Origin of the sequence: Agromyces sp. NPDC057679, from assembly GCF_042799635.1 — a bacterium.
Classification (GTDB): Bacteria; Actinomycetota; Actinomycetes; order Actinomycetales; family Microbacteriaceae; genus Agromyces.
The window spans coordinates 878,703-895,852 of the sequence record NZ_JBHVIK010000001.1 but is presented as its reverse complement, the minus strand read 5'-3'; the positions used below and the strand labels follow the sequence as shown (position 1 = coordinate 895,852).

15 protein-coding genes are annotated in these 17,150 nt (G+C 72.5%); 8 read left to right on the top strand and 7 right to left on the bottom strand.

Going from position 1 to position 17,150, the window contains the following annotated elements; all coding sequences use genetic code 11:
• Positions 1 to 39: 39 nt before the first annotated feature.
• Complete coding sequence (locus tag ACFVAJ_RS04010; RefSeq protein ID WP_376941511.1) at positions 40 to 1,065, bottom strand: LacI family DNA-binding transcriptional regulator; 1,026 nt, start codon at positions 1,063 to 1,065, stop codon at positions 40 to 42.
• Positions 1,066 to 1,215: 150 nt separating this feature from the next.
• Here ACFVAJ_RS04010 and ACFVAJ_RS04005 point away from each other — a divergent pair, with 150 nt between their 5' ends.
• From ACFVAJ_RS04005 to ACFVAJ_RS03975, 7 genes are all read left to right on the top strand, one after another.
• Positions 1,216 to 2,859: an ABC transporter substrate-binding protein gene (locus ACFVAJ_RS04005; RefSeq protein WP_376941510.1), complete on the top strand. Its 1,644-nt coding sequence runs from the start codon at positions 1,216 to 1,218 to the stop codon at positions 2,857 to 2,859.
• Positions 2,860 to 2,885: 26 nt separating this feature from the next.
• Positions 2,886 to 3,833: an ABC transporter permease gene (locus ACFVAJ_RS04000; protein ID WP_376941509.1), complete on the top strand. Its 948-nt coding sequence runs from the start codon at positions 2,886 to 2,888 to the stop codon at positions 3,831 to 3,833.
• Positions 3,830 to 4,762: an ABC transporter permease gene (locus ACFVAJ_RS03995; RefSeq protein WP_376941508.1), complete on the top strand. Its 933-nt coding sequence runs from the start codon at positions 3,830 to 3,832 to the stop codon at positions 4,760 to 4,762. The genes ACFVAJ_RS04000 and ACFVAJ_RS03995 overlap by 4 nt, the downstream gene beginning before the upstream one ends.
• Positions 4,762 to 5,592 (top strand): ABC transporter ATP-binding protein, encoded by an 831-nt coding sequence (locus ACFVAJ_RS03990; protein ID WP_376941507.1) that lies wholly within the window; start codon positions 4,762 to 4,764, stop codon positions 5,590 to 5,592. Before ACFVAJ_RS03995 ends, ACFVAJ_RS03990 begins: the two co-directional genes overlap by 1 nt.
• Positions 5,589 to 6,416, top strand: coding sequence for an ABC transporter ATP-binding protein (locus tag ACFVAJ_RS03985; RefSeq protein WP_376941506.1), 828 nt, complete (start codon positions 5,589 to 5,591; stop codon positions 6,414 to 6,416). The genes ACFVAJ_RS03990 and ACFVAJ_RS03985 overlap by 4 nt, the downstream gene beginning before the upstream one ends.
• An 86-nt stretch (positions 6,417 to 6,502) precedes the next feature.
• Complete coding sequence (locus tag ACFVAJ_RS03980; RefSeq protein ID WP_376941505.1) at positions 6,503 to 7,588, top strand: C45 family autoproteolytic acyltransferase/hydolase; 1,086 nt, start codon at positions 6,503 to 6,505, stop codon at positions 7,586 to 7,588.
• A 105-nt stretch (positions 7,589 to 7,693) separates the two neighbouring features.
• Positions 7,694 to 8,680 (top strand): CPBP family intramembrane glutamic endopeptidase, encoded by a 987-nt coding sequence (locus tag ACFVAJ_RS03975; protein ID WP_376941504.1) that lies wholly within the window; start codon positions 7,694 to 7,696, stop codon positions 8,678 to 8,680.
• A 24-nt stretch (positions 8,681 to 8,704) separates the two neighbouring features.
• Here the strand turns inward: ACFVAJ_RS03975 and ACFVAJ_RS03970 are convergent, their stop codons facing one another.
• A complete protein-coding gene (locus tag ACFVAJ_RS03970; protein ID WP_376941503.1) occupies positions 8,705 to 8,995 on the bottom strand; it encodes a DUF4287 domain-containing protein in 291 nt (96 codons plus the stop codon).
• Between the two features lie 26 nt (positions 8,996 to 9,021).
• Positions 9,022 to 9,408 (bottom strand): cupin domain-containing protein, encoded by a 387-nt coding sequence (locus ACFVAJ_RS03965; RefSeq protein WP_376941502.1) that lies wholly within the window; start codon positions 9,406 to 9,408, stop codon positions 9,022 to 9,024.
• A gap of 106 nt (positions 9,409 to 9,514) precedes the next feature.
• Here ACFVAJ_RS03965 and ACFVAJ_RS03960 point away from each other — a divergent pair, with 106 nt between their 5' ends.
• Complete coding sequence (locus tag ACFVAJ_RS03960) at positions 9,515 to 10,504, top strand: DUF5937 family protein (protein ID WP_376941501.1); 990 nt, start codon at positions 9,515 to 9,517, stop codon at positions 10,502 to 10,504.
• On the opposite strand, the gene ACFVAJ_RS03955 is transcribed toward ACFVAJ_RS03960, so the two are convergent.
• The 4 genes from ACFVAJ_RS03955 to ACFVAJ_RS03940 form a co-directional block, all read right to left on the bottom strand.
• Positions 10,505 to 12,565, bottom strand: coding sequence for a YhgE/Pip domain-containing protein (locus ACFVAJ_RS03955; RefSeq protein WP_376941500.1), 2,061 nt, complete (start codon positions 12,563 to 12,565; stop codon positions 10,505 to 10,507).
• Between the two features lies 1 nt (position 12,566).
• Positions 12,567 to 15,557, bottom strand: coding sequence for an MMPL family transporter (locus tag ACFVAJ_RS03950; protein ID WP_376941499.1), 2,991 nt, complete (start codon positions 15,555 to 15,557; stop codon positions 12,567 to 12,569).
• Between the two features lie 117 nt (positions 15,558 to 15,674).
• Complete coding sequence (locus ACFVAJ_RS03945) at positions 15,675 to 16,619, bottom strand: hypothetical protein (protein ID WP_376941498.1); 945 nt, start codon at positions 16,617 to 16,619, stop codon at positions 15,675 to 15,677.
• Between the two features lie 98 nt (positions 16,620 to 16,717).
• Positions 16,718 to 17,125, bottom strand: coding sequence for a DUF1801 domain-containing protein (locus ACFVAJ_RS03940; protein ID WP_376941497.1), 408 nt, complete (start codon positions 17,123 to 17,125; stop codon positions 16,718 to 16,720).
• Positions 17,126 to 17,150 lie beyond the last annotated feature (25 nt).

Below are 17,150 nucleotides of genomic sequence, written 5' to 3'. Positions count from 1 at the left end.
GAACGGTGAGTCGGCTGCGAGCGGATGCCTCGGCCGGGCTCAGCGCCGAGACGTCGAGTCGCGGACCACGAGGAGGCTCTCGGGATCCATGAGCGACCAGTCGACGGGCTCGCCCTCGAGCACGCGGATCAGCGACTCGACGGCGAGCCGTGCCGTCTCGACGGGGCGCATGTCGAGCGCCGTGATCGTGGGCGTCGAGGTGCGGGTGACGACCGCATCGGAGCCGGCCGCGACGAGGAGGTCGTCGGGGACGCGGAGGCCCAGCTCGCCGGCCCCGGCGACGAGACCCGCCGCGTGCCGGCCCGTCAGGCAGTACACGCCGTCGGGCGGGGTCTGGCCGGCGAGGAGTTCGTGCGCGAGCGCGCGGCCGCCGTCGACCCCGCTCGTCTCGTCGAGGGAGCGGATCACGGGTTCGATGCCGTGACGGGCGGCCCAGCTCTCGTAGCCGCGTCGCGCGAGGGTGTTCCAGGAGTTCTCGTCGGTGCCCGTCACGAGTGCGATCCGCCTGGCCCCGGCCTCGCGCAGGTGGTCGAGCACGAGGAACGTGTCGCGCTCGGTCTGCTGCGCGATCGCGGGGAAGTCGTCGGGTCTGGCCGGGTCGACCCCCACCGCCACGAACGGGATGCGCTTGCGGTCGAGGAGCGTGAGGGCGGGGTCGTTGCGGATCGGGGCCTCGACGAGGCATCCGTCGGCCGCGAGCGACGAGGGCGGCGCGCCGGGCTTCGCCGGGTCGGTGATGAGCATGAGCGAGTAGCCGTGGTCCATCGCGGCGAGGGCGGCGGAGCCGGCGAACCGGAGGAAGTAGTCGACGCCCTCGGGCAGCGCGGTGTCGAGCGACTCGAGCGGCCTGATGAGCAGCGAGATGACGCCGAGCTTCGACTGACGGAGACCCCGGGCCACGGCGTTCGGCTCGTAGCCGAGCTCGTCGGCGACGCGCTTGACCCGCTCGATGGTCTCGGCGCCGATCGTGCCCTTGCCGTTCAGCGCGTTCGAGACCGTGGTGCGCGACACACCGGCGCGTTGGGCCACGTCGTTGATGGTCGGTCTGGCGGCTTCGATGGACACCCGCACAGCGTAGCAAGCGGATCGCCCGGGGGACAGGAAGAAGAATCGATTCAGGGAATCGATTTACAAGAATCGATTTTCCTAGTACCGTCGCCGTAGCTCATCGCACCACACAGCGAGGGATTCAACGAAGAAGCTCAGGAGGACACAGTGAAAACCGCATTGACGAGGGCATCGATCGCGCTCCTCGCGGTCGCGAGCCTGGGGCTCGCCGGCTGCACGGCGGACCGGGGCGGCGACGCGGGGCCGGCGCTCGACGACGCCGAGCTCCTGCAGGTCACGCCGGAGGCGACCGGCGAGATCGACACGGTCACGTGGAACTCGACCTACGGCGAGCTCGCCACGCTCGACCCGGTGAAGGCGTTCAACTACCCCGAGAACACGATCATCTCGAACCTCTGCGAATCGCTGTTCCAGATGCAGCCCGACTTCTCGGTCGAGCCGAACCTCGCCTCGGGCTACGAGGTGTCCGACGACGCCAAGACCTACGTCTTCCAGATCCGCGACGACGTCACCTTCTGGGACGGCACGCCGATGACCGTCGACGACGTCGTCTACAGCCTCAACCGCCACCTCGACCCCGCCGAGGGCAGCTACCTCGCCTCGAGCTTCGCCGACGTCATCGGCATCGAGAAGACCGGGGACTGGGAGGTGACGCTCACGCTGTCGGAGCCGAACACCATCCTCGACGAGGAGCTCGCCACGAACCTCGGCGCCGTCGTGCAGCAGAAGCAGCGCGAGGCCGCCGGCGAGAACTACGGCAACCCCGAGGCCGGCGTCATGTGCACCGGGCCGTTCCAGGTGGGCGAGTGGAAGCAGGGGCAGTCGATCTCGCTCGACCGCTACGACGGCTACTGGAACGCCGAGAAGCGCGCCAAGGCCAAGGAGGTCGTGATCGGCTTCGTCGTCGACCCGACCGCGATCGCGACGGGCCTCTCGACCGGTGAGATCCAGGGCTCGTACGACGTGCCGCTGCCCGCGCTCGGCCAGCTCTCCTCGAGTGCGACGGGCTCGCTCTCGTACGGCCAGGGCATGCAGATCATGGCCATCATCTCGACCGGCAACGGCACCTTCGGCGACCCCGCCGTGCGACGTGCGCTCACCCGGGCGACCGACCGCCAGGCGATCGCCGACACCGTCTACGAGGGCACCGGCACGCCGTCGCGCTCGATCGTCCCGCAGGGGCCGTGGAACCACTACCCCGACGTCGCCGAGCTGCGCGACGCCGAGCTGCCCGACCTCAGCCACGACCTCGAGGCCGCCAAGGAAGAACTGAAGGCGGCGACGGTCGACCTCTCGCAGCCGATCAAGATCGCCTACCCGAGCGAGCGCGCGTTCTACGCCGACATCCTCAACGAGATGGCGAACGGCGCGAAGGAGCTCGGACTCACCCTCGAGCCGACCGGCGTGCCGAGCGCGCAGTTCGGCGCGTTCTTCTCCGACCCCGAGGCGCGCAAGGGCTACGACGGCTTCGTCACCACGAACTACCTGTCGAGCCCGTCGCCGCTCGCGCACCTCGACAACGTCGCCTACACCGGCAGCCAGCAGAACTACTCCGGCTTCTCCGACCCCGCGATCGACGCGGCGATCGACGCCGCCTACGCCGAGAGCGACCCCGAGAAGCGGGCCGAGCTCACGGTCGAGGCCGAGGCGCTCGTCATGCAGCAGCAGCCGTGGGTGCCGATCAACGACCTCGCGGTGCGGCTCTACCTCGACGAGTCGGTGACCGGGGTGCCCGCCTCGTTCATCTACCTCTACTACCCCTGGGCCGCCGACCTCGGCTCGGCCGAGTAACGGGTGCGCACGGGAGGGGATCGTCCATGATCTACGTACTGAAACGGATCGTCGCGCTGGCGCTGGTGCTGCTCGTCTCGAGCTTCATCGTGTTCAGCGGCATGTACCTCGCTCCGGGAAGCCCCGAGCAGTTCCTCGTGCAGGGCCGTACGGTCAGCCCCGAGGTGCTCGAGGCCATCCGCGCGCAGTACGGGCTGGACGATCCCTTCCTGGTCCGCTACTGGAACTGGCTCGTCGACGTGCTGCACGGCGACTTCGGCCGCTCGCTCATCACGCAGCAGGACGTCTCGACGCTCGTCGAGTCGCGCCTGCCCACCACGCTGTTCCTCGCCGCGTACGCCGCGATCCTCATCGTGCTCTTCGGCGTCGGGCTCGGGGTGCTCGCGGCGACGCGCTCGGGCGTCTTCGAGAAGGTCGTGGTGTTCGGGTCGAACCTCGGCTTCGCGGTGCCGACCTTCTTCGCAGCCCTCCTGCTGATGGCGCTGTTCGGGGCCAACCTCGGATGGTTCCCGGTCTCGGGCTCGGGCGAGGGCTTCACCGACCGGGTCTGGCACCTGACGCTGCCGGCGATCGCCCTCGCCTTCCCGGCCATCGCGGTCGTCGCCCGCATCACGCGCACCGCGGTGCGCGAGGAGCAGGGCTCCGAGCACGTCGTCATGGCGATCGCCCGGGGCGTCCCGAAGCGGATCGTGCTCGCCCGTCACACGATCCGCAACTCGATGCTCCCCGTCACCACGGTGCTCGGCACGAACATCGCGGGCCTGCTCGCGAGCGCCTTCGTGATCGAGTACGCCTTCACCCTCGACGGCATCGGATCGCTGCTCGTGAACTCCGTGCAGAAGAAGGACTTCGCCGTCGTGCAGGCGATCGCGCTCATCATGGTGCTCGCGTTCGGACTGATCAATCTCATCGTCGACCTGCTCTACGCCGTGATCGATCCGCGCGTACGCCTGGCCAGGGAGGTGTCGGCATGAGTCGGCAGACCAGCATGGAGCCGCCGGCGAACACCGTCGGCCAGGACACCGTCTCGGTGCAGGCGGTGCGCCGCCGGCGCCTCGACGGGCCGATGTCGGGGTGGAGCCTGCTGCGGCGCCGCCTCGGCACGCTCGGACTCGTCTGCGCGGGCGTGCTCGCCGTCGTCCTGCTGACGGCGATCTTCGCGCCGCTCATCGCCCCCTACGACCCGTACCAGGGCTCGGTCGTCGACCGGCACCTCCCGCCGAGCCCCGAGCACTGGTTCGGCACCGACCAGTCGGGCCGCGACATCCTCTCGCGCATCATCTGGGGTGCGCGCACGAGCCTCATCGGGCCGATGATCGTCGTCGTGGTCGCCGCGGCCGCCGCCGTGACGCTCGCGCTCACCGCAGTGTGGTTCGGCGGCCGGGTCGACGCGTTCATCGGGCGCGTCCTCGACATCCTCTTCGCCTTCCCGAACATGCTGCTCGCGATCCTCGCGGTCGCGATCTTCGGGCCCTCGCTCCTCACCGCCTCGATCGCGCTCGCCATCGGCTTCACGCCGTACTCCGCGCGCGTGATCCGCTCGGTGGCGCTGCGCGAGCGCAACCTTCCGTACGTGTCCTCGGCGCAGCTGCAGGGCATCTCGGGATTCCTGATCACCGTGCGGCACATCCTGCCCAACGTGCGGACGCAGATCTTCACGGGCATGACCATCAACTTCGGCTACGCGATGATCGACCTCGCCGCGCTCTCGTTCCTGGGGCTCGGCGTGCAGCCGCCCACGCCCGACTGGGGCCTGATGGTCTCCAACGGCCAGGCCTCGCTCCTGCAGGGGTACTGGGAGCAGAGCGTCTTCGCAGGGCTCGCGATCGTGATCACCGTGGCCGCCCTCGGCTACGTCGGCGAGCAGCTCGGCGGTCGCCGCGCTGCGGGAAGGACGCGCTGATGCTCGACGTCAACGGACTGACGCTCTCGGTCACCGATCCCGACACGGGGCACGAGACCGAGATCCTGCGCGGCAACTCGTTCTCGCTCGGCCAGGGGGAGGCGCTCGGCCTCGTCGGCGAGTCGGGCTCGGGCAAGTCGATGACCCTGAAGTGCCTGCTCGGCATCGAGCCCTCCGGGGCGAAGGTCGGCGGCTCGATCGGGTTCGCCGGCACCGACCTCCTCTCGGCGAGCGGCGAGAAGCTGCGGAGGATCCGCGCGAACGAGCTCGCCCTCATCGCGCAGAACCCGCACGGCGCCCTCAACCCCGTGCTCCACGTCGAGCGGTTCCTCATCGAGGGCATGGCCGACGCACGGGGCATCCCCAAGTCGGAGGCGAAGGCGCGCGCCGCGGGGCTCCTGCGGCAGGTCGGCATCACCGACACCGAACGGGTGCTGCGCTCCTACCCCCACCAGCTCTCGGGCGGCATGCTGCAGCGCGTCGTGATCGCCGGGGCGATCTCGGGCGAGCCGCGGCTGCTGCTCGCCGACGAGCCCACGACGGCGCTCGACGTGACGACCCAGGCCGAGGTCGTCGCGATCCTCGACGAGAAGCGGCGCGAGCACGGCCTCTCGATGATCTTCGTCACCCACGACCTCGATCTCGCGGCCGCGGTCTGCGACCGGCTCGCGGTGATGAAGGACGGCGCGATCCTCGAGATCGGCACCCCCGAGGAGATCCGCGACCGGCCGAAGACCGAGTACACCCGCGCGCTCATGGCGGCGCGGCCGCTGCTCCACCCGGAGCCGCGCGACCCGGTGATGAACGATCGAACGGAGGCGCGCGCATGAGCGCGGACGTCATCCTGGAGGCCGAGGGCCTCCGCCGTACCTTCCACCTCGGGCGCCGATCGAGCGTCACCGCCCTCGACGACGTCGGCTGCGTGCTGCGCCGCGGCACCTGTCTCGCCGTCGTCGGCGAGTCGGGCTCGGGCAAGTCGACGCTCGCCCGCGTGATCGTCGGACTCGAGAAGGCCGACGCCGGCCGGGTCGTGATCGACGGCGCCGAGGTCAGGCCCACCACCTCGCGGTCGCGCCTGCGCGCCAGGGCGAAACTCGTGCAGATGGTGTTCCAGGACCCGCAGGGCTCGCTCAATCGCTCGCTGCCCGTGGCCGCCACCATCGACGAGATGCTGCGCGTGCACCGGCCCGACCTCGACCGCGCCGGGCGCCGGGCCAGGGTGCTCGAGCTGTTCGCCGAGGTCGGCCTCACGGAGCGCCACGCCGACGCGAAGCCGTCGGCGCTCTCGGGCGGGCAGAAGCAGCGCGTCGCGATCGCGCGCGCCCTCGCGGCCGAGCCCGAGATCATCGTGCTCGACGAGGCGGTCTCCGCCCTCGACGTCTCGGTGCAGGCCCAGGTGCTCGACCTCCTCGACCGCCTCCGCGGCGAGAAGGGGCTCAGCTACCTGTTCATCACGCACGACCTCTCGGTGGTGCGCGCCGTCGCCGACGACGTCATCGTCATGCGCCGCGGGCGTATCGTCGAGCGGGGAATGGTCGACGAGATCCTCGACCGCCCCTCGCATCCGTACACGAAACTGCTGCTCGAGTGCGCACCCCAGCCCGGCTGGCTGCCGCGCCGCGGGGTCATCGACGAGCTCGCCCGGCAGATCTGAAACCCCGGCGACGGCCGCTCCGCCGCACGGCGGCACCGCCCGCATCGCCGTCCGAAGCACCACTGCACATCAGAAGGAACGATCCATTGCACAGCATCACCGACCGCCTGCACGTCGTCGCGAACGGCAGCGACCCCCTCGAACGCGGTCGTGAGCGGGGCGCGCAGCTCCGCGACGCCCTGCCGGCGGGGCTGCAGACCTATCTCGAGCTCTTCGCGAAGTACGCGCTCGACGAGGCGACGGTCCGCGAGCTCGCGCTCCGGTGCGCCGACGCGGTCGGCGACTGGCGCCCGGCCCGCCTCGCCGAGATGGACGGCATCGCGGCCGGCGCGGGGGTCGAGCCGTGGCACGTGTACGCGCTGAACGCCCGCACCGAGATCCTCTCGCAGGGCCTCGGGGCCGCACCGGGCGAGTGCTCGACGATCGGTCGCCGGGTGGAGCTCGGCGGCGGCGCCGTGCGCACCTTCGGCCTGCAGACGTGGGACTGGCACCACCAGCTCGACGGCGAATGGCACACGCACGAGACGCGCGGCGGCACGTACGACGTCGTCGGACTCACCGAGCACGGCATGCTCGGCAAGATCGGCGTGAACAGCGCCGGCCTCGCGCTGCACTTCAACATCCTGGGGCACCGCGCCGACGGGGCCGGCGGCGTGCCCGTGCATGTGCTGTCGGCGACCGTGCTCGAGGAGGCCGCCTCGGTCGCGGAGGCGCTCGACCTCGTGCGGGCGGCCCCGCGGAGCGCCTCGAGCTCGTTCACGCTGCTCGACGCCGACACCGTCGTCACGACCGACATCACGCCGATCGGGGTGTTCGTGATCGAGCCCGTCGACGGCACGGTGGTGCGCACCAACCACTTCCTGAGCCCCGAACCGCAGGCCGAGGAGAAGACGGAGATCTACCAGCCCGACTCCGACGAGCGATACGGGCTCATCGCGAGCCGGTTCGCCGACTACCCCGAGCCCCGCACCGACGAAGAGCTGCTCGCCTTCCTCTACTCCGACCCGGGGCAGCCGCTGCTCTGCCACCGCCCCGACCCGGCGCTGCCGTTCGGCGAACGCTGGGCGACGCTCGCGACCGTGCAGACCGACCCGGTCGCGCGCACCGCGCGCATCGCGAACGGCTCGCCGATCGATGCACGCGCGGGCGACTGGCGGAACCTCGTCGCGTAGTTCGCCCGTCCGCGCGCCCCGACTGCGTCGTCGGACTCACTGCGGCGAGCGATCTCCGTCGCGCGGCGGATCCGCCGAGGGGCGGCGCTCGGTAGCGTGACCCTGGTGAGCGAGAGCATCGAGACCCGGACCGCCCCCGACGTCGCAGCGTCGCCCGAGACGCGCACGACCGTGCCGTGGGCGGCGGTCGGCGTGTTCGCGATCGTGTCGTGCGGGCTCGCCTGGCTCGTCGCCGCGCCGCTCTGGGCGCGCGGCGAGGGGCTCGACGACCCGCTGCTGCCCCTCATCGCGATGGCGATGATGCTGACGCCCGCCGCGGCGACGTTCATCGCGATCGTCGTCGACGCGAGGATCAGCGGACGGCGCCCGGCACGCGACATCCTGCGCGAACTCGGCATGTGGCCGCTGCGGCCCCTCGGTCGCACCATCGGCACGAGCCTCGCGATGATCGTCGCGATGCCGCTCATCGTCGCCGCCGGGCTCGTGGTGGTCGGGGTGCTCGGGCTCGCGGTGTTCGACCTCGTCGGCTTCTCGGGGTTCACCGAGCTGATCGCCGCGCAGCTGCCGGCGGGCCAACCGCTGCCGCCCATGGGGCTCGTGGTCGCGGCGCAGTTCCTGATGATCCCGGTCGGGGCGGTCATCAACGCCCCGCTCGCGTTCGGCGAGGAGGTGGGTTGGCGCGGCTGGCTGCTACCCGCGCTCCGCCCGCTCGGCGTGTGGCCGGCCCTGCTCGTCTCGGGCGCGTTCTGGGGGTTCTGGCACAGCCCGCTCCTCCTGCTCGGCTACAACTACGGCCTGACCGACGGCACCGGCGTGCTGCTCATGATGCTCGCCTGCACCCTCTTCGGCGTGCTGCTCGGCTGGACCAGGCTGCGCACGGCCTCGGTGTGGCCGGCCGTCTTCGCGCACGGCGCCTTCAACGCCTCGGCGGGGCTCGGCGCGCTCGTCATCGCGGCCGGCTCGCCGACGCCCGAGGCATGGCTCGCGGGCCCGCTCGGGCTCATCAGCTGCGGGGTGTTCGCGGTGCTGATCGTGCTGCTCGTCGCCGTCGGGCAGTTCCGCGGCTCGCGGCTCGCGGCGCGGCTCGGCTGAACCGGGCCGCGCCGCCGCGCACCGTCAGGGATTCGGGTTCGTCGCCTGGCCGTCGAGCCAGAGGGTGTCGGTGGCGTCGCGGTGCACGCCATCGGTGCCGACGTGCTTGGTGCTGATCTGCGGCCCCTTCGTGATGACGTGCACGAGCGCCATCGCGTGGCCGCGACCCAGGCCGTAGTCCTCGGCGAGCCAGGCGACGATCGGGGTCGCCTTGGTGGTCTCGTCGAAGCCGCGTTCGTGCGCGAGGTCGACGAGCTGGCGCGGGGTGAGTCCGGTCTTCGTCTCGATGTTGTCGAGGTAGGCCTGGAACGACATTCGGATGCTCCTTCGGTGCGGTGGGCCTAGTCGGCCCAGGTCTGGACGATGGTCTCGGCGGCGTGGATGCCGATGAGCTGCAGCCGCCCGTCGCCGGCGTTCTTGAAACCGTGCCACACTCCGGCCGGCGCCGTCGCGGTGTCGCCGGCGTGGGCGATGAGCTCGGTGTCGCCGACGGTGATGCGGGCGACGCCCTCGAGCACGATCCACGTCTCGGCGTACGGGTGCCAGTGCAGGTCGGGTCCTTCGCCGGGCTCGTTGTCGACGAAGAAGTACGAGATGCGTGCGCCGTGCTCGAGGCCGACGAAGCGGCGGGTGTGACCGCTGCCGATGCGGAGCTCGTCGGCGGGGACGACGCGCGGGGCGGTGGGCGGCGTCATGGTGGGGGAGAGGGTGATCTCTGCGGCGTTCACGGTGGCTCCTTCGGTCGGTTCGTGCGGGTCGGATGCTTCGGCACCGCCCTCGTTCGATCTGCGTTCAGCCTCCGCCCGAGGCATCCCCGCGCGTTAGAGTTTCGATGTGAATCGAAACTTCGTCGAGTTCGGGCTCGCCCCAGGTGACATCTCGGCGATCCGGTTCGGCATCTCGCCGGGCCACGAGCTCTGCCACGCGGTGCGCGTGCTGCAACGCCCGGCCGAGCATCCGTTGCAGTGGGGCTGGCTGCGGGCGGTGCGCGGACGCCTGCCCCGCGAATCCTTCGAACTGCTCGCCGTGCTCATCGGGGTCGACGGCTACATGCCCGACTTCCTCACCTCCGAGCCTGGGTGGGACCTCGAGCCCGAGGAGGAGGCGGCGCGCCTGCGGGCGGCGCCGGTCGCGCCGATGCTCGTCGACCTGCACAAGATGGTGCTGCGCTCGAGCGGGGCGAGGCAGCAGGCGATCCAGCGGATGATCGCCGAACCCGAGCGGGCGCGGGCGATGATCGCGGACGCCTGGGTCGAGGTGTGGGGTGCGGTGCTCGCACCCGTGTGGACCCAGCTCGAGCGGCTGCTGCGCGCCGACATCGCGGTGCGGTCGCGCCGGATCGCGACCGGCGGCCTCGCCGCGATGGCGAGCGAGCTGCATCCCTCGATCAGCTGGCACGAGCATGCGGTCCGCGTCGAGCTGCGCCTCCATCGGGAGGCGCTCGACTGCCGCGGCAGCGGACTCGTGCTCGTGCCCTCGGTCATGTCGTCGTACGGCTGCATGGTGCTCACCGAGCCGCCCGCGCAGCCCACCGTGTTCTACCCCGCGCAGGGCGTGACCGAGACCTGGGCGCGCGACCCGGCAACGACCGCTTCGGCGCTCGGCGCGCTCGTCGGGCCCGCCCGCGCTGCGATCCTGCTCGCCGCGCACGACGCGCGCACCACCTCGCAGGTCGCCGCGGACCACGGCATCGCCGTGTCGACGGCATCGCACCACCTCGCGGTGCTGCGCGAGGGCGGACTCGTCGCCTCCACGCGCGACGGGGCGCGGATGCTCCACCTGCGGACCCCGCTCGGCGAGGCGCTCGTCGGCGCGATGCTCTGATCAGCCCGCGGGGACGAATCGCAGCGGGTCGCCGCTCCGACGCACGGCGACTCCGGCGAGCACGAGGGCGAACGACGCCACGGCGATGAGCGCGAGCAGCGCGAGGGCGCCCCAGATCGCGCCCGAGGCGGCGTCGGTATCGGTCAGCGTCGCCGTGAGCAGCTGCAGCGCCGGCGCAGTCGGCGAAGCCCCGGCGGCCGCGGCGATGAACGGCGGAACGGTCGAGGAGAGCCCCGCGGTCAACGCGACGAGCGCGATGAACACCGCGACGAGGCGCCCCGCACCGCCGAAGGCGGCGGCGAGCCCCTGGTTCGCGATCGCGAAGACCGCCCCGATCACGATGCTCGCCACGGTGAACGCCGCGCCCTGCGCGGGCGTCACGGCGAGACCGGTGAGCACCACCACGCCCACCACGAGCCCCTGCGCGGCGCCGAGGCCGAGGCCCGGCAGCACCGCGCGCCACGCGATCGACCGCGACGGATCGGCCGCCGACAACCGTTCGATCGGCACCGCCCGACGCGCGAGCGCCATGGCGAAGCCGCCGAGCCAGAGCGCGAGCACGCAGGAGAGCGGCACCGAGACGATCCCCGGGGTGCCCGCGTCCTGGTCAGCGACGACCGGCTGCGAGACGACCGTCGAGAGCGTCGTGATGTCGTCGTCGGTGTAGCTCGGGATCTGCTCGCTCGCCTGCGCCAGCCCCGCAGCGAGCTGCGCGGCCCCGTCGTCGACCTCGCTCGCGCCGCTCGCGAGCTCGTCGGACCCGCTCGCGAGCTCGGCCCCGCCCGCGCTCGCCTCGGCCGCGCCGCCCGCGAGCTCGTCGGCGCCCGTCGCGGCGGCGTCGATCCCGTCGACGAGCCCGTTCGCCGCCTCGGCGAGGTCGGCGTTGCCGGTCGCCACGCCGTCGGCGCCGCGGGCGAGCGCATCGATCTTCGCGTCGAGGGCGCGCAGGTTCTCGAGCGCGGTCGTCGCGCGCGTGCACACGGGGCCCGGTGTCGCGCACACCCGGGCGACGACGGCCGCGAACTCGGCGGTCGCACCGGCCAGGTCGCTCGCGAGCGCATCGACCCCGGTCGCGACCTCGGCAGCGCCGTCGGCCAGCAGGCTCGCTGCGCCCGGCAGCGGGGCGGCCGCGGCATCCAGTTCGGTGATGCCTGCCGAGAGGTCGCCCGCGCCGGTCTCGATCGCGGCGAGCCCCGCGGCGAGCGACTCGGCGCCCGCGGCGAGCTGCGCGGCGCCCGAATCGAGCGAGGCCGCACCCTCGGCGAGCTGGGCGGCGCCGCTCGCGGCCTCGCCGATCTGCTCGTCGATCGTCGTGAAGCCCGTGTACACCTGCGCGAGGTACTGCTCGATGAGCTGCCGGTTGAGCGCCTCGACCGCGGCCTGCGTGACCGCCTGCGTGAGTGCCGGGTCGAGGAACGCCGATGCCGGGGTCGTCGCGACCTCGATGACCGCCTGCCTCGCCGCGCTCGCGGGCCCGCTGAACGAGGTCGCCGCGGCGGAGAACGACGCCGGGATCGTGACGACCGCGGCGTAGCGGCCGGTCGCGAGCCCCTCCGCGGCCTCGTCGGGGTTCGTCAGCACCCAGTCGAAGTCCGTCGGGCTCTCGATCGGCGTCGCCGCGGCGGGCGAGGGCAACGGGGTCGGCTCGGCGGTCGCCGTCGGGCCCGGAGTCGCGGTGGCGGTCGGGCTCGCGGACGCGGAGGGGGCGGCGGTCGCCGCCGATTCCGCGCTGGTCGCCGTGGCCGGCCCGGTCGTCGATGGGGGCGTCGACGGCGCGGGTGAGGGGGACGGCGATGCGGACGGCGCCGCGCTCGCCGTCGCCGTGCCCTCCATCAGCCCCGCCGCGAACTGCCGCCCGAGCGGCACCGTCCGCCCGTCGATCGTGACGGGCTCGTCGTCGTTCACGATGGCCGCGGTCATCCGGTCGAGATGCGCGGTCGGCGTCGCGAGCGCCCAGCTCAGCACGACGCCGATGAGGAGCGGCAGCACCACCAGCCCGAGCATCGCGAGCCGGCCGAGCCGTTCCGACCCCGACGTCGCCGAGAAGGTGCGCGTCGCCATGTCAGCCCGCCGTCGTCAGGGTCGCGGCGGTGTCGGCGGGGAACGCCGCAGCCGGTTCGGCGAGGTGGGCGCGCTGCGACGGGGCGTCCTCGGGCAGCATCCGCACGGCCGCATCGACGTCGCGCGCCGCGACGACGATCGTGAGCGCCGGCCGGCGGCGGATTGCGCCTGCGGCAGCCCCGCCGCCGGCCTCGGCGAGCAGCGATCGGATGCCACCCACGACCCCCGGGTCGCCCACCTCCTCGATGCCGTCGAGCAGGAGCAGTTCGGGGCGCGCGTCGAGCGCGCCGCGCACGCGGTCGAGCGCGGTCGCCGAGTCGGTGAACCGCACGAGCGCGGAGCGCGCCCGCACCGCAGACGCCCGCGGCGGCACGACGAATCCGACCGACTTCAGCCGGCCCGCGGCGACCCGTGCCCGGCCGCCGAGTGCGAGCAGCAGCCGCGTGCGCTCCCCGTCGGTGCCGCCGAGCAGCACGAGGTGCGCCCCCGGGGGCACCATCGCATCGAGGTGGGGCGAGGCATCCCTCTCGTCGTCGAGGCCGGGCACGGCGGCGCGCACCCCCTCGGCCGCGATCGCGAACCGGGCGCCGGGCGCCGGCCAGTCGGCCAGTGCGAACTCCTCGGCGAGGCCCTCACCCTCGATGTCGAAGTGCGGCAGCATCCGGTCGAGACTCCGCGGCATCCACCAGGCCCGGGCGCCGAACAGCACAAGCACGGCCGGGATGAGGGACATCCGCACGACGAAGGCGTCGATCGCGACGCCCACCGCGAGGCCGAACGCGATGGGCTGGATCGACGCGTCGCCCTCGGGCACGAACGCCGCGAACACCGCGAACATGATGATCGCCGCCGCGGTCACGACCCTGGCCGAGCTGAGGAACCCGGTGTCGACCGCCGACTCGGCGTCGCCCTGGTGCACGTAGTCCTCGCGCATGCGGCTGACGAGGAAGACCTCGTAGTCCATCGCGAGGCCGAAGAGCACGCCCATGAGGATGATCGGCATGAAGCTGATCACCGTGCCGACGTCGGCGACGTTGAGGGGCCCCGCGAGCACCCCGTCGACGAAGACCGCGCTCGTGAGGCCGAAGGCCGCACCGACCGAGAGTGCGTAGCCGAGCGCCGCCGTCACGGGCACCACGATCGACCGGAACACCATTGCGAGCAGCACGAGCGAGAGCCCGATGACGAGCAGGCCGAACGGCAGCAGGGCGTCGGCGAGCCGCGCCGAGATGTCGATGCCCGCGGCCGTGTAGCCCGTCACCGAGAGATCGACCCCGTACTGCTCCTGCCAGTCGTCGTGCATCGCGCGCAGCTCGGCGACGAGCGCCTTGGTCGCCTCCGAATCGGGCGAGCCCTCGGGGATCACCTGCACGATGCCCGTGTCGCCCGTCTCGTTCGGCGTCGCGAGCGGCACCGCCGCCACGCCGTCGACGGCGGCCACAGATGCGGCGAGGTCGTCCATGAGCGCGACCGGGTCGGTGCTCTCGATGATCGTTCCGGTCACGATGAGCGGGCCGTTGTAGCCCGGTCCGAAATGCTCGGCGATCAGGTCGTAGGCGATGCGGCCCGGGGCATCCTCCTCGAGCGAGCCCGCATCGGGCAGCGCGAGCCGCAGGTGGGCCGCCGGCAGCGTCGCGAGGCCGAGCAGCCCGACGATCACGACGATCGTCACCGCGGGCCACCGGGTCACGGTGCGCACCCAGCCCCAGAAGAAGCCGCGGCGCGCCGGCGGGTGCTCGCCGTCGTCGTCGTCGATCGAGCGGGCGGCCTCCTCGGCCGTCTCCTCGGCTCGGTCGGCGTCGTCGGGCTCGCCGGGCCCGCCGGGCCCGCCGGTCGCGTGAGGTTCGAGACCGAAGGGCGAGGATGCCACGGCGGCGTCGTCGTCGCGGGTCGCCGTCGAGGCATCCGCGTGCTCGACGATCTCAATCGGGGCGGCGGCGTCGGCGCCGACCGGGCGGAACCGCTTCGCGACGACCCGCCAGCGGGCGAAGCCGAGGAGCGCGGGCGTCAGCGTGAGCGAGATGAGCACCGCGACCGCCACCGCGAGCGCCGCGGCGACGCCCATCGTCGTGAGGAACGGGATGCCCGCGACCGTCAGCCCGAGCAGCGCGATGATGACCGTCGTCGCGGCGAAGACGACCGCCGAGCCCGAGGTCGCGACGGCGCGCGCCGCCGACTCCTCGGGGTCGAGGCCGTGCTTCAGCTGGTCCTGATGCCGCGAGACGATGAAGAGCGCGTAATCGATGCCGACGGCGAGGCCCAGCATGAGGGCGAGGAGCGGGGTCGTCGAGGTGATCGTCATGAACCCGGTGCCCGCGAGCACGATCGAGAGCGAGGCCGCGACGCCGAGCAGTGCCGTGACGAGCGGCAGCCCGGCGGCGATGAGCGAGCCGAAGGTGATGAGGAGCACCACGTACGCGATCGCGATGCCGAGCAGTTCGGTGACGCTGATGCCCGTCGAGGTCTGCGAGAAGAGCTGCCCGCCGACCGCGACCTCCGACCCGTCGGGCAGTGCCGCCTCGAGCGAACGGCCGGCCGACTGCAGCGCGTCGGCCGTCGACGGGAGCACCTCGCTGGTGGTCACCGAGAGCTGGATCGGCACGATCACGGCCGAATCGTCGCTCGCGATGTTCGCCGCCTCGCTCGTGGCCGAGGAGTACGGCGAGGTCGCCGACGTGACCTGCGGGACGGCGGCGATCGCGGTCGCGGAAGCCTCGACCGCCGACTCGAAGTCGGCGTCGGTGACCGAGCCGCCCTCGGGAGCGACGGCGATGAGCTGTGCCGAGCTGCCGCTCACCTGGGGGAAGGTGCGCGCGAGCGCGTCGAGCGCCTCCTGCGACTCGGTGCCGGGGATCGAATAGCTGTTCTCGGTGCCCTCGCTGAGCAGCGCCGCGCCGGTGAACAGCACCGCGAGCACGGCGACCCAGATGAGCAGCATCGCGCGACGCGCCCGGAACGCCCAGCGGCCCAGGGCGTACAACGCTGAAGACATGCGGTCACCGTCACGGAGCGGAGTCGGAGAACCTCGTCGGTCTGGCGGGGTGCATCTCAGGCTAGAACCGGGGGACAAGCGCGGCAAGACACCGGTAGTGGGGGTGTCTGGTGGCGGTCAGACTGCGGCGGCGTCGATCCAGCGCAGGACGCGCAGCGCGCGCAGGGTGTTCCACCGGCTCGGCTCGCCCTCGGGCGCATCGACGGCGAAGTAGACCTCGCCGTCGTTGGGCGTGCCGGCGGCCCATCGACCGTCGTCGCCCCGCTGCGCGAGCAGGAGGTCGACCGCGGGGGCGATGCGGGCGTCGGGCGACGCCCCGGCGGCGCGGAAGTGGTCGAGTGCGCGCAGCACGTCGTAGAACCAGTACGGCGGGAAGGCGAGGTTCGCGTAGCGGGGGAGCACGATCTCGCCGGTCGACCGCCGCCGGAACAGGTTGCGTTCGAGCAGGTACTCCTCGCCGAGGCGCCGCGCGGCCCCGACCGTGGAGACGTCGCCGTCGGCCGCCTCGTCGCCGACCGCCTGCTCGTACGCCAGGAGTCCTTCGAGCACGCAGATCGTCGAGTCGAACGACGACCGCTCGGACTCTTCGCGCGGCTCGCAGTTCCACCCGCCGTCGGGGAGCTGCTCGTCGAGGAGGCGCCCGACGATGCGGTCGCTGCCCTCGCCGAGCACGCCGAAGTACGAGGCGAGCGCGAGCACGCCGCCGTTCGGGCACTCCTCGACCTCGCCGTGGAAGAAGGGCAGGTCGCCGTGCTCGCGCCACGTCACGCCGTCGCGCACGCGGGCGATCGCGGTGCGCACGACGGATGCCTCGGGGGCGACGCCGAGCCGGCGCAGCAGCTGCAGCGACCAGATCGTGCTGCGGCGGTCGCCGTCCACGCCGTACTCCTGATCGCTCCAGTACCCGTCGGCGTCCTGGAGGGCGAGCAACCGGGCACCCCAGCCCTCGGTGGCGACGCGGGCGCGCTCGGCGGCGGCGCCGTCGACGTCGTCGTGGAGGTCGAGCAGCGCCTGCCAGCGGATCGACGGATCGGCGTCGAGCAGCCATGCGAAGACGTCCATGCCGTCATGCTCGTACATCGACGGGGCCGACGCCAGTGCGGAGTCGGCGCGAACGGCGCGTGCCGCGCGCGGGGGCCGCGGCGGCTCCTGGGGCCCGCTCACTCGGCCGCCAGCCATGCCCGGATGACGGCGACGACCCGCGCCCTCGCAGCCGCGTCCTCAGGCTGGGACGCGGACTCGACCTCGGGTGCGACGAGGCTCGCCCGGATGTTCGAGTGCCACGTGAGCAGCCCCTCGGGGTCACCCGCGAAGCTCGGTTCGGCGCCGCGGTCTTCGGCCCGCGCCGTGCCGAAGTGCAGGATGAGCCGGACCGGCCCGCGGCCGGCCGCGTTGATGGTCAGCCGGTCGACGCCGTCGAGCGTGTAGTCGGGCGAGTTCCACTTGACGATCTCGACCAACCGGGGCTCTGCCTCGCGGACGAGCGCGCGCAGCGCGTCGACCTGGGCGCGCCGCGCGGGCTGCTGCGCGGCGAGGAACTCGTCGACGGTGCGGTATCGATCGGCCATGTGCGCTCGCCCTCCTCTCTCGGGG